Annotated in this window: 8 protein-coding genes and 1 pseudogene; 6 read left to right on the top strand and 3 right to left on the bottom strand. The window is 61.1% G+C overall.

Going from position 1 to position 12,857, the window contains the following annotated elements:
- Positions 1–53: 53 nt before the first annotated feature.
- Positions 54–509: pseudogene (locus AB5287_RS07615) on the bottom strand (transposase); the annotation flags it as partial.
- 423 nt (positions 510–932) lie between these two features.
- Positions 933–2,495, bottom strand: a complete 1,563-nt coding sequence (guaA, locus tag AB5287_RS07610) for a glutamine-hydrolyzing GMP synthase (protein WP_007057943.1) — start codon at positions 2,493–2,495, stop codon at positions 933–935.
- A gap of 445 nt (positions 2,496–2,940) precedes the next feature.
- Here guaA and AB5287_RS07605 point away from each other — a divergent pair, with 445 nt between their 5' ends.
- Positions 2,941–5,418 (top strand): phosphoketolase, encoded by a 2,478-nt coding sequence (locus AB5287_RS07605; RefSeq protein WP_007052042.1) that lies wholly within the window; start codon positions 2,941–2,943, stop codon positions 5,416–5,418.
- A gap of 121 nt (positions 5,419–5,539) precedes the next feature.
- Here the strand turns inward: AB5287_RS07605 and AB5287_RS07600 are convergent, their stop codons facing one another.
- Positions 5,540–6,361 (bottom strand): Cof-type HAD-IIB family hydrolase, encoded by an 822-nt coding sequence (locus tag AB5287_RS07600; RefSeq protein WP_007052043.1) that lies wholly within the window; start codon positions 6,359–6,361, stop codon positions 5,540–5,542.
- Positions 6,362–6,562: 201 nt separating this feature from the next.
- Between AB5287_RS07600 and AB5287_RS07595 the strand changes: the two genes are divergently transcribed.
- The 5 genes from AB5287_RS07595 to AB5287_RS07575 all read left to right on the top strand — a co-directional run bounded on the left by AB5287_RS07595 (position 6,563) and on the right by AB5287_RS07575 (position 12,851).
- Positions 6,563–7,543: a MetQ/NlpA family ABC transporter substrate-binding protein gene (locus tag AB5287_RS07595; protein ID WP_368220983.1), complete on the top strand. Its 981-nt coding sequence runs from the start codon at positions 6,563–6,565 to the stop codon at positions 7,541–7,543.
- Positions 7,544–7,676: 133 nt separating this feature from the next.
- Positions 7,677–8,882 (top strand): methionine ABC transporter ATP-binding protein, encoded by a 1,206-nt coding sequence (locus tag AB5287_RS07590; RefSeq protein WP_007052046.1) that lies wholly within the window; start codon positions 7,677–7,679, stop codon positions 8,880–8,882.
- Complete coding sequence (locus tag AB5287_RS07585; protein WP_007052047.1) at positions 8,879–9,565, top strand: methionine ABC transporter permease; 687 nt, start codon at positions 8,879–8,881, stop codon at positions 9,563–9,565. The genes AB5287_RS07590 and AB5287_RS07585 overlap by 4 nt, the downstream gene beginning before the upstream one ends.
- Before the next feature lie 88 nt (positions 9,566–9,653).
- Entirely contained in the window at positions 9,654–10,805 is a 1,152-nt protein-coding gene (locus AB5287_RS07580; protein ID WP_007052048.1) for a M20 family metallopeptidase, read from the top strand.
- A 348-nt stretch (positions 10,806–11,153) separates the two neighbouring features.
- A complete protein-coding gene (locus AB5287_RS07575) occupies positions 11,154–12,851 on the top strand; it encodes an NAD+ synthase (RefSeq protein WP_007052049.1) in 1,698 nt (565 codons plus the stop codon).
- Positions 12,852–12,857: the final 6 nt, after the last annotated feature.

Below are 12,857 nucleotides of genomic sequence, written 5' to 3'. Positions count from 1 at the left end.
TCGATCCTGCGCCTTGCCTCGAGCGCAACGCTGGCCGCAGACGCCGCCTTGGCGCCGCCGCCGGCGATCTTCACGATTTGGGCGAAGTAGCGGCGCACGTGGACGAGGCACGCCGTGTTGGCGATGTTGGGGTTGCCGAGATTGAAGTAGGGTTTGTAGCCGTCGGTGGTAAGCGTGCCGGACCAGCCCGCAAGAAACTCCTGGGCAACGCCCTTCCTGCGGGTCTCGTGGTATTCGAATACATACACGGGCACGTCGCAGCGCGCCGAGCAGAACAGCCACATCCTCGATTTCTTCTTCGCCTCGCGGTTCGGCTCTTTCAGGACCTGAACCGTGGTCTCATCGGCATGAATCCTGACATGCGACAGCAGCTCGACCTTCATTCTCTCATGGACCTTCGCCAGCCAGCGCGCGTGCACGTTCATCATCCAGTTCGCCATGTCCTGGCGCGATATCGTCGCGCCGCACGCCTTGAGGTCTGCCTCTATGCGGTAGAGCGGCAGCGACATGACGTACTTGCCGTTGACGATCCAGGCAAGCAGCGACGGCGTCGCAAACGAGCCTGGTATCGGCGGCTCAGGCTGCGGTGCTCGCACGATGACGCCCTTGCGCTCCTATTGAGTTTCACTTGAGTTTCAGGGGCGTTTTTGGGGTGGTGGGACAAACTACTGGGACAGTTCACTCTTCGAAAAAATCCTTTACTCTTCGTCCGCTGCGTGTCGCCATGTCCGTGGTGTACGCGCTTTTAGAGTAAAAATGACTGAAACTGCAGGTCAAAAGGCATAAAGAGACCCCCTGAAAACGTTGTTTCCAGAGGGTCTCAATAGTTTTTACTCACCCAAAATCACAGGTGGCTTTACGCTTTTTCGTACGTGGCGGCACACTGCGACACTCTACGGACGGAATTTCGATTGCGCAAAATCCGCTCCAGTTTACTCCCACTCAATTGTGGCCGGAGGCTTGCTCGTGCAATCGAGGACGACTCGGTTGATCTGGCGGCATTCGTTGGTGATGCGCGTGGAGATCGTGGCGAGCACATCGTAGGGGACACGGGACCAGTCGGCGGTCATGGCGTCTTCCGAGCTGACCGGGCGCAGGACGATCGGCGAGCCGTAGGTGCGCTCGTCGCCTTGGACGCCGACAGAGTGAACGTCAGCCAGAAGCACGACCGGGCACTGCCAGATGTCGCGGTCGAGACCGGCCTTGGAGAGTTCCTCGCGGGCGATGGCGTCGGCCTCGCGCAGCAGGTCGAGGCGCTCCTTGGTGATCTCGCCGATGATGCGGATGCCCAGACCCGGGCCCGGGAAGGGCTGACGCCAGACGATTTCGTCGGGCAGACCGAGCTCGGTGCCGATGGCGCGCACCTCATCCTTGAACAGAGTGCGCAGCGGTTCGATGAGCTGGAACTTGATGTCCTCGGGCAGGCCGCCGACGTTGTGGTGGCTCTTGATGTTGGCCGCGCCGTCGCCGCCGCCGGATTCGACGACGTCGGGGTAGAGCGTGCCCTGCACGAGGAACTTGACCTCCTTGCCGCGGGCGCCGGCCTCTTCGAGGACCTGGCGCTGGGCCTTCTCGAAGGTGCGGATGAACTTCTCGCCGATGATCTTGCGCTTGCGCTCCGGCTCGGAGACGCCTGCGAGGGCGTCGAGGAAGTCGTCGGCGGCGTCGACGGTGATGAGGCGGATGCCGGTCGCGGCGACGAAGTCGTGCTTGACCTGCTCGACTTCGCCCTTGCGCAGCAGGCCGTGGTCCACGAACACGCAGGTGAGCTGGTCGCCGATGGCCTTGTGTACCAGAGCGGCGGCCACGGCGGAATCAACGCCGCCGGACAGGCCGCAGATCACCTCGGCGTCGCCGACCTGCTCGCGGATCTTCTTGACTTGATCCTCGATAATCGAGGAGGCATCCCAGTCGTTGGGCAGCGCGGCGCAACGGTGCAGGAAGTTTTCGATAAGCTTCTGGCCAAGCGGGGAGTGCTTGACTTCCGGGTGCCACTGCACACCATAGAGCTTGCGGGATTCGTCCGCCATGGCGGCCACGGGCGCGCCTTCGGTGTGGGCCAGCACTTCGAAGCCGGCCGGGGCCTGTTCGACCGCCACACCGTGGCTCATCCACGTGGTCTGCTCGGCGGGGGAGTCGGCGAGGATGCCGGCGGCGTCGTCGATGGTGGCTGAGGTCTTGCCGTATTCGCCGAGCGCGGCCTTATCCACCTTGCCGCCGAGCTCATAGGCCATGACCTGGAAGCCGTAGCAGATACCAAGCACCGGAACACCGGATTCGAATACCTTGGTGTCTATGGTCGGCGCGCCGGGCTCGAACACGGAGGCCGGGCCGCCAGACAGAATAATCGCCTTCGGATCCTTGGCCAGGATCTCGTCGACCGGCATGGAATGAGGGACCAGCTCGGAGTACACGCCTGCTTCGCGCACGCGGCGGGCGATGAGCTGGGCGTACTGGGCGCCGAAGTCGACGACAAGCACAGGACCGTTTGCCATTGATATTCCCCTAACGTTCATTGGAATTTTACGTGGGCTGAACACCCCTGATTATCACTGGTCAAGGCGACAAGGCCGACACGCAGAGACTATGTGCGCAAATCGAACAAACTACATGCCTGTAGACGGACAACACGCCGATTTCGAACATGGGAAATCGAACGTGCGCTGTTCTAGCCAAATGCTGGATTTCCGCATGCTTCCGCCGTTTTGAAAAAGTATGTTGAAAAAACTAATGTTGACAAACGGTCAGTCGAACCGCACAAATACTGAAATATCCGCAACAATTTCGAACACACCCGCAAGAAATCGTTCAAAAGTCGCGTTGTCCTCGTACCATGACGATTGATTGGGAACGGAAAACCTTGGCACCGCAAGGGTCAGGGACCGTGACCGAACAGAAATAATCAATCGCACGATCACGTGCAGGAGTACAGGAGTACACATGACGAGTCCTGTTATTGGCACCCCTTGGAAGAAGCTCAACGCTCCGGTTTCCGAGGAAGCCCTCGAAGGCGTTGACAAGTACTGGCGCGTTGCCAACTACCTTTCCATCGGCCAGATTTATCTGCGTTCCAACCCGCTGATGAAGGAGCCCTTCACCCGCGAAGATGTGAAGCACCGTCTGGTGGGCCACTGGGGCACTACCCCTGGCCTGAACTTCCTCATCGGCCACATCAACCGTTTCATTGCTGACCACGGCCAGAACACCGTGATCATCATGGGCCCGGGCCACGGTGGCCCGGCCGGTACCTCCCAGTCCTACCTGGACGGCACCTACACCGAGACCTTCCCGAAGATCACCAAGGACGAAGCTGGTCTGCAGAAGTTCTTCCGTCAGTTCTCTTACCCGGGCGGCATTCCGTCCCACTTCGCTCCGGAGACCCCGGGCTCCATCCACGAGGGTGGTGAGCTGGGTTACGCTCTGTCCCACGCTTACGGCGCCATCATGGACAACCCGAGCCTGTTTGTCCCGGCCATCGTCGGCGACGGCGAGGCTGAGACCGGCCCGCTGGCTACCGGCTGGCAGTCCAACAAGCTCGTGAACCCGCGCACCGACGGTATCGTGCTGCCGATCCTGCACCTCAACGGCTACAAGATCGCCAACCCGACCATCCTGTCCCGCATCTCCGACGAAGAGCTCCACGAGTTCTTCCACGGCATGGGTTACGAGCCCTACGAGTTCGTCGCTGGCTTCGATGATGAGGACCACATGTCCATCCACCGTCGCTTCGCCGAGCTGTGGGAGACCATCTGGGACGAGATCTGCGACATCAAGGCCACCGCTCAGACCGACAACGTGCACCGTCCGTTCTACCCGATGCTGATCTTCCGCACCCCGAAGGGCTGGACCTGCCCGAAGTACATCGACGGCAAGAAGACCGAGGGCTCCTGGCGTTCCCACCAGGTGCCGCTGGCTTCCGCCCGCGACACCGAGGCCCACTTCGAGGTTCTCAAGAACTGGCTCGAGTCCTACAAGCCGGAAGAGCTGTTCGACGCCAACGGTGCTGTCAAGGACGACGTCCTTGCCTTCATGCCGAAGGGCGAGCTGCGTATCGGTGCCAACCCGAACGCCAACGGTGGTGTGATCCGCAACGACCTGAAGCTGCCGAACCTCGAGGACTACGAGGTCAAGGAAGTGGCTGAGTACGGCCACGGCTGGGGCCAGCTCGAGGCCACCCGTACCCTGGGTGCCTACACTCGCGACATCATCAAGAACAACCCGCGCGACTTCCGCATCTTCGGACCGGATGAGACCGCTTCCAACCGTCTGCAGGCTTCCTACGAAGTCACCAACAAGCAGTGGGATGCCGGCTACATCTCCGACGAGGTCGACGAGCACATGCACGTCTCCGGCCAGGTCGTTGAGCAGCTGTCCGAGCACCAGATGGAAGGCTTCCTCGAGGCCTACCTGCTGACCGGTCGTCACGGCATCTGGAGCTCCTACGAGTCCTTCGTCCACGTGATCGACTCCATGCTGAACCAGCACGCCAAGTGGCTTGAGGCTACCGTCCGCGAGATTCCGTGGCGCAAGCCGATCGCCTCCATGAACCTGCTGGTCTCCTCCCATGTTTGGCGTCAGGACCACAACGGCTTCTCCCACCAGGATCCGGGTGTCACCTCCGTCCTGCTGAACAAGTGCTTCCACAACGACCACGTCATCGGCATCTACTTCGCCACCGATGCGAACATGCTGCTGGCCATCGCCGAGAAGTGCTACAAGTCCACCAACAAGATCAACGCCATCATCGCTGGTAAGCAGCCTGCTGCCACCTGGCTGACCCTGGACGAGGCTCGTGCCGAGCTCGAGAAGGGTGCCGCCGCTTGGGATTGGGCTTCCACCGCCAAGAACAACGATGAGGCCGAGGTCGTGCTTGCCGCCGCCGGCGATGTCCCGACTCAGGAGATCATGGCTGCTTCCGACAAGCTGAAGGAACTGGGCGTCAAGTTCAAGGTTGTGAACGTTGCCGACCTGCTCTCCCTGCAGTCCGCCAAGGAGAACGACGAGGCTCTGACCGACGAGGAGTTCGCCGACATCTTCACCGCCGACAAGCCGGTGCTGTTCGCGTACCACTCCTACGCTCACGACGTGCGTGGCCTGATCTACGACCGTCCGAACCACGACAACTTCAACGTCCACGGCTACGAGGAGGAGGGCTCCACCACCACCCCGTACGACATGGTTCGTGTCAACCGCATCGACCGCTACGAGCTGACCGCTGAGGCTCTGCGCATGATCGACGCCGACAAGTACGCCGACAAGATCGACGAGCTCGAGAAGTTCCGTGATGAGGCCTTCCAGTTCGCCGTCGACAACGGCTACGACCACCCGGACTACACCGACTGGGTGTACTCCGGCGTGAACACCGACAAGAAGGGTGCCGTCACCGCTACCGCCGCTACCGCTGGCGACAACGAGTGATAACACCTCCACGGTGTTGTTAGTTCGCTAACACCAAAGGGCTCGGGATTCGTCCCGAGCCCTTTGCTTATTCATAAGCCCTGTCACGGCGGGGCAGAACAAAGCGAACTGTTGTGATGTTTTAATCGCGTAGCACCCTGAAATGCAGCAGGGCATTGCGCACACCGTCGTGGTCCACATCGTCAGTGATGTAGTCGGCGGCGGCCTTGGGCTCGGCGGTCGCATTGCCCATCGCGACCCCGATGCCGGCGTAGGCGAGCATATCCGTGTCATTGCCGCCATCGCCGAAGGCCATGGTCTGCTCGCGCGTGATGCCGTAATGCGCCATGAACCGCTGGATGCCGCGCGGCTTGCCGCCATCGGCCGGAATCAGATCCGTGAAATCCGGATGCCAACGCACCCCGCGCACATTGCTGCACAGTCCCACCAGTTCGGCCTCCAGCTCGGGCCCGACAAAGGGACTGATCTGGAAAGTCTCATGATCCAGCGCGCGGGTGCGCGGGTCCTCGAAATACCGGGTCGGTGCGGTTTTGCCCAGTTTGCTCCACGTGGCGCGAAGCAGATCATTGGACTGGTTGAAGTACACGTAATCCTTCTCGCCGAAATTGCACACCACATCGGGGTGACGGTCCAGCCAGTCGAGAATCACCTCAATATCAGCAGTATCCAAGGCCTGCGAGGCAAAGAAGCCGGTGTCATCAAAACAATACTGCCCATTGAACGCCACCACGCCATCGAACGTCACCGGCATGGTATCCAGCACCACGTGCATCTGTGAAGGCGCGCGGCCCGTGCAAATCAGCACCTTGACGCCTGCGGCCTGCAGCCGGTGAATCGCCTCGATTGTGGAATCCGGCACCGTATGGGTCGTGAAACTGGTGAGCGTGCCATCGATATCGAAGAATACGGCTCGGATATCGGCATTGGCAGTATCGGTAGTCATAGCTTCCATTGTCAAAGCCCCTCTCGACGTGCTTTCCGGCGTGTTCGGCACGCCTATAGCGGGTTATCAAACGCACGAATCCCGGACATTGCATGCGCGCCATAAAAGACACCTATATGGCAATCGGCCATTTTCCGTCACTTTCGCGGTTCAAGCGCGTTATGGTGTTACCCGACATCAATTTTGGAGAGAGGAAATCCAATGACAGCAGCAACCCAGCCGGCAACCCCGGCCGCTCCTAACAATAACGAGCCGGTGCGTGTGAACCACACCGCCCGCAACGTCATCATCACCATCGTGGTCGTGGCGATTATCGCCGTGGCCGCGTTCTTCGGCTACCGCGCGTTTGCCGGTGCCAACGAGTCGTCCGCCAAGGGCAGCAAGGGCAACCCGGTCAAGATCGGCGTGGTCGGCGCTACCAACCCCGAATGGGTCAAGTTCAAGCAGGACGCCGAGAAGGCCGGCATCTACGTCGACATCGTCGACTTCCAGGACTACACCTCCGAAAACCCGGCCCTTGACTCCGGCGAGCTGGACCTCAACGAATTCCAGCACCTGCTCTACTTGGCCAACTACAACGTGAGCAACAAGAAGGACCTGCAGCCCATCGGCGGCACCGCCATCTACCCGCTCGGCGTGTACTCCACCAAGGTCAAGGACATCAAGGACCTGAAGCAGGGCGACACCGTCACCATTCCGAACGACGAAACCAACCAGGCCCGCGCTATCGGCGTGCTCAAGGCCGCCGGTCTCGTGACGCTCAAGGGCGACTGGACCGCCTTCTCCACTCCGGCCGACATCGACGAAGCCAAGAGCAAGGTCAAGGTCACCCCGCTCAAGGCCGAACAGGTGGCCACCACCCTGAAGGACCCGACCATCGCCGCTGGTGTGATCAACAACGACTACGTGGCCGACGCCGGTCTCAACCCGAAGGACGCCATCTACCAGGATGACGCCGAATCCGAAGAAGCTCGCCCCTACATCAACGTGTGGGTGGCCCGCAAGGCGGACGTGAACAACGAGACCTACAAGAAGCTCGTTTCCATCTACCAGCAGAAGGATGTGCTCGACGCCCTGCAGGAGAACTCCGGCGGTACCGCGGTGTTCGCCGACAAGTTCAGCGCCAGCGAGCTGCAAGGCTTCCTGTCCGACATTGAGAAGGATGCCAAGGCCCAGCAGTGAGCCGCGGCTGATACGAGCGCACGACTAGCCTGTCCATAGCCATTACCACCAAGCGGAGCGAGTACCCGAGCCAACAATCGGGATTCGCTCCGCTTCCGTGACCGGACACCAACAACCAGCATCAGGGAGCACTATGAGCGACCCCATCATCACCTTCGACCATGTCGTGAAGGAATTCAAAACACGCGGACGCGGCGCGAACATCGCACGAGCCGTGGATGACGTCAGCCTGACCATCGATCGCGGTGACATCTTCGGCATCATCGGCTATTCCGGTGCAGGCAAATCCACACTGGTCCGGCTTATCAACGCGCTCGAACGACCCACCTCCGGCACTGTGACCGTGCTTGGTACTGATATCACCTCTCTGAGTGAGACCAAGCTGCGGCCCATCCGCCAGAAAATCGGCATGATTTTCCAGCAGTTCAACCTGTTCTCCACCAAAACCGTGGCCCAGAACATCGCCTACCCACTGCAACTCGATCACTGGCGCAAGGACTATCAGGATCGTCGTGTCAACGAACTCCTTGAATTCGTGGGCCTCAGTGAGCACGCAAACAAATACCCTTCGCAGCTGTCCGGCGGCCAGAAGCAGCGCGTCGGCATCGCCCGCGCACTGGCCACTAATCCGGAGATTCTGCTCGCCGACGAAGCCACCAGCGCGCTCGACCCGGAAACCACCACCGAAGTGCTGGCCTTGCTCAAGCGTGTGAACGAGGAATTCGGCATCACCATTGTGCTTATCACCCATCAGATGAACGTGGTCCAGCAGATTGCCGGCCGCGTGGCCGTAATGAGCGCCGGACGCGTGGTCGAATCCGGCGACGTATACGATGTGTTCGCTGCACCCCAGCAGCCGGTGACCAAGCGATTCATTGCCACCGCATTGTCTGGCCTGCCCGAGGAAGACCGGGTCGAGCGATTGCATCACGAATGGTCGGGCCGCATTGTCACCGTGCTTATCCGCCAAAAGGACGTTTCCGGCACCCAAGGCCATGAACTCAAGGCATCCGGACAGAATATCTCCGAACTCATCGCCAAATACGGCGTCGAATCCAGCCTGCTCTACGGCGGCATCGACACGGTCAAGGGGACCGCCATCGGTGCCATCACCTACGAATTCAACGGGCCCGGCTGGCATGTGGACGAATTCCTGCGCGAGCTCGCCGCCAATAGCGACGTCATCGACTTCGGCACCGCCGCAAAGCCTGTGGCCTACGCCGACGCAGTCGCCGGACATGCCTCCTACGCCGAAGACCGCGCCCATGACCCACTGGCGGCCGATACTGCCACCGCGCCCGCCGCGTCCGCCGCCGCACATGAAGGAGCCAACGCATGATCATCCTCGCCAACCCGCGTAGCGACTGGAACGTGCTGCGTCCACTACTGTTCGAATCCATTGGCCAGACCCTGACCATGGTGCTCGTCACCCTCGTCATCGGCGGATTCCTCGGCCTGATCCTCGGCGTGGTGCTCTATGGCACCCGCCCCGGCAACCTGTTCGAGAACGCGGTCGTCTACCGCATCCTTGACATCATCGTCAACATCGTGCGCCCGATTCCGTTCATCATCTTCCTGGCAGCCATGCAGCCGCTCACCATCGTCGTGGTCGGCACGTCCATCGGCACCGTGGCCGCCATCTTCCCGATGGTGGTGATGTGCACCTTCGCCACCTCGCGTCTGGTCGAACAGAATCTCGTGCCGGTCGACCCGGGAGTAATCGAGGCCGCGCGTTCGATGGGTGCCGGCAAGCTCACCATCATCCGCACCGTGCTCATCCCCGAAGCCCTGGCACCGCTGATCCTGGCCTACGCCTTCCTGTTCATTGGCGTGCTCGACATGTCTGCCATGGCCGGCTACATCGGCGGTGGCGGTCTCGGTAACTTCGCCATCGCCTACGGCTACCAGAAGTTCGACCAGACCGTCACCTGGACGGCCGTGATCATCATGATCGTACTGGTCCAGGTGGTGCAGGGCATCGCCAACGCCATCGCCAAACGACTGCTCAAACGCCAGCAATAACAAGGCATACTGACCCCATAGATCGCGGCCCTCGCCAATATGGAGCGAGGGCCGCAATATATTCTTCGCGCTACTAGAATCGGGAACCATGAGTGAACATATCGACATCGACCACGAACTCATCACTATCCGCCACTACCTGCACGCCCATCCGGAGCGTAGTTTCCGTGAATTCGGCACCAGCATCTATCTGACCGACCAGCTCAAGGCGCACGGCATCGAGATCCTGCACAACCCGCTGGAGACTGGTGTTGTGGGGCTCATTCAGGGCGAGGCCGGTCCCGGGCCGCGTATCGGGCTGCGCGCTGACATCGACGGCCTGCCCATCGTGGAAGACTCCGGACTGGAGTTCAGCTCCGTCAATGAAGGCGTGATGCACGGCTGCGGCCACGACCTGCACATGACCGGTCTGCTCGGTGCCGCCTTCTGGCTCGCCGAGCACCGTGACAAGTTCGCCGGCTCGATCAAGATTCTGTTCCAGCCGAGTGAGGAGACCGGCCAAGGCGCTCGCGCCATGATCGACGCCGGACTCGTGGATGACGTCGAAGCCATTATCGGCACGCACAACAACCCCAACTATGCGCCCGGCCAGCTGGCCATCGGCGTTGAGCCGATGATGGCCGGCTGCGTGAAATTCCGCGTGACCCTCCACGCCCAAGGCACCCACGCCGGTTACCCGTACAAGGGCACCGGGCCCATCGAAGCGCTCGCCAGTATTATTCTGAGCCTGCAGACCATCGTGAGCCGCAACGTCACGCCCTTCCACCCGCTGGTGCTGTCCGTTACCGAAGTGCACGGCGGCCATGTGTGGAACGTGGTGCCCGCCGAAGCCGGATTCCAAGGGACTGTGCGCTATTTCCACAAGTCGGATGGCAATCTGGTCGGCCGCCGATTCAAGGAAGTGGTGGAACACACCGCCGAGGCATACGGCATCAGCGCCGACGTGGTCTGGGATGACTTTCAAGACCCGCTGGTCTCCGATCCAGGTCTCGCCAAGGCCGTGGCGGCGGATGTCAACGACTACGCGCAGCTCGAACCGATACGTCAGTCGATGGCGGGGGAGGACTTCTGCGAATTCGCCAAGGTGACGTTGCCGGTGTTCGCGTTCGTCGGGTCAAACGGCCAGGAAGGTTGCGCCGACTGGCATAGCCCGCATTTCGTGGGTCTCGACGAATCCATTCCCACCTTCGTCAACTTCTACGTCAACACCGCTCTGCGCGTGCTCAACGAGCTGAAGTAAATCCTTTTCTGGCTCGCCTCCGGAGGCTGAGGCGTTAGGCAGACAGCCCAGTGGGCTGTCTGTAGCCGAAGGTGAGGCGACAGCCGAACCAGATATGCGCGGGCCTCGCCCGTCCATAAGTGCAGGACGAGCTATCAGCGAAGCTGACTGAGGGGAGTGGCATTCGTTCATTAGGTCGATTCATCGTCCATTAGGTCGGTGAACGGCGATACTGGTTGTTGGAATCGCGCCATTGCAACGACTGATATCGCATTGCAGTGACCTAATGAACGCAAAAACGACCTAATGAATGACGCCAAGCCGGAAGAACAGGCAATCCGACGTCATACGCGGCTACACTAAGAATCTATGACACAGCTTCGCTTCGCACTCGCCCAGATCGACACCTGCGTCGGCGCGCTTGACGCCAACGCCGCCAAGGTGCTCGACTACTCCCGTAAAGCCGCCGCAGGAAACGCCCAAGTGGTTGTTTTCCCGGAAATGACCCTCACCGGATACCCCATCGAGGATCTGGCCCTGCGCCGCACCTTCCGCCAAGCCGCATGGGACAAGGCCAACGAACTCGCCACCCAGCTCAACGACGACGGCCTCGGCGATCTGTTCGTGGTGGTCGGCACCGTGGGCACCGACCGCAAGACCTCCAAGCCGCGCAACCGACTGGTGGTCTTGCACCAAGGCGTGGTCTGGGCTGGCTACGACAAGCACTTCCTGCCCAACTACGGCGTGTTCGACGAATTCCGCATCTTCTCCGCCGGCGACCGCTCCGTGACCCTCGACGTGGACGGCGCCACCATTGGCGTGGCCATCTGCGAGGACATCTGGCAGGACGGCGGCCCGGTGGCCGACCTGGCCACCAAGAACATCGACCTGCTGCTCACCATCAACGGCTCGCCGTATGAGGAAGGCAAGACCAACACCCGTTTCGAGCTCGCCCAGCGTCGTGCCGCCGAGGTTAACGCCCCGGTCATCTACCTGAATCAGGTCGGCGGTCAAGACGACCTCGTCTTCGACGGCGGCAGCTTCGTGGTCGACGCCGACGGCACGCTTATCGAACGCAGCCCGATGTTCATGGAAAACCTGACGTTCTGGGACTTCGATTCCGCCGCCGAACATCAGGCCAAGGCCGAGATTGTTCCGGAACTCGACCCGGACGAAGAGGTATACACCGCCTGCGTGCTCGGCCTCAAGGACTACATGGCCAAGAACCACTTCACCGGCGTGACGCTGGGCCTCTCAGGAGGCATCGACTCCGCACTGGTAGCCGCCATGGCGGCCGACGCATGCGGCGGCGAGAACGTCTGGGGCATCTCCATGCCCTCCATGTACTCCTCCGACGGTTCCAAAGACGACGCCGCCGATTTGGCCTCCAACATTGGCGCCCATTACGAGGTCCAGCCCATTGAGCCATTGTTCAACGCCTACCAACAGCAACTTGACCTTGATGGCGTCTCCGCCGAGAACCTGCAGGCCCGCATCCGCGGTGTGATCGTGATGGCCAGCTCCAATTCGCGCGGTCTGCTCGCCGTGGCCACCGGCAACAAGTCAGAGCTCGCCTGCGGCTACTCGACCATCTACGGCGATGCGGTAGGCGGCTACGCACCCATCAAGGACCTGCTCAAGACCCGTGTCTGGGAGATCAGCCGTTGGCGTAACAAGGCCGCGGCCGCAGGCGTCGGCATCGGCGGTCTCAAGATCGTGGGCAACGAGGACGGCAACACCGGCATCCCGTTGAAGGACGGCGTGATGATTCCGGTCTCCTCCATCGAGAAGGCACCCTCGGCCGAGTTGCGCCCCGGGCAGAAGGACTCCGACTCCCTGCCCGAATACGCGCTGCTCGACAAGGTGCTCGCCGCATACATCGAGCACGCGCACGGCCGCGCCGACCTGTTAGCCGACGGCTTCGACCAGGTCACCGTAGACACCGTGATGCGATTGGTGGACCGCGCCGAATGGAAGCGCCGCCAATACCCGCTGGGACCGAAGGTCACGGCCCTCGCGTTCGGCCGCGACCGCCGACTGCCCGTCACCAACGCATTCAGGGAATAAACATAT

It is taken from the genome of Bifidobacterium sp. RTP21102st3_E2_RTP21102_210122, assembly GCF_040916945.1.
In the GTDB taxonomy this organism is placed as follows: Bacteria; Actinomycetota; Actinomycetes; order Actinomycetales; family Bifidobacteriaceae; genus Bifidobacterium; species Bifidobacterium longum.
Note: the sequence above shows the minus strand (reverse complement) of the source record. Positions and strands in the feature narration are given on the sequence as shown.

Bases quoted from the DNA above. Each gene is read 5' to 3' on its own strand.
- guaA (WP_007057943.1), bottom strand. From the start codon at position 2,495: ATGGCAAACGGTCCTGTGCTTGTCGTCGACTTCGGCGCCCAGTACGCC.
- AB5287_RS07605 (WP_007052042.1), top strand. From the start codon at position 2,941: ATGACGAGTCCTGTTATTGGCACCCCTTGGAAGAAGCTCAACGCTCCG.
- AB5287_RS07600 (WP_007052043.1), bottom strand. From the start codon at position 6,361: ATGACTACCGATACTGCCAATGCCGATATCCGAGCCGTATTCTTCGAT.
- AB5287_RS07595 (WP_368220983.1), top strand. From the start codon at position 6,563: ATGACAGCAGCAACCCAGCCGGCAACCCCGGCCGCTCCTAACAATAAC.
- AB5287_RS07590 (WP_007052046.1), top strand. From the start codon at position 7,677: ATGAGCGACCCCATCATCACCTTCGACCATGTCGTGAAGGAATTCAAA.
- AB5287_RS07585 (WP_007052047.1), top strand. From the start codon at position 8,879: ATGATCATCCTCGCCAACCCGCGTAGCGACTGGAACGTGCTGCGTCCA.
- AB5287_RS07580 (WP_007052048.1), top strand. From the start codon at position 9,654: ATGAGTGAACATATCGACATCGACCACGAACTCATCACTATCCGCCAC.
- AB5287_RS07575 (WP_007052049.1), top strand. From the start codon at position 11,154: ATGACACAGCTTCGCTTCGCACTCGCCCAGATCGACACCTGCGTCGGC.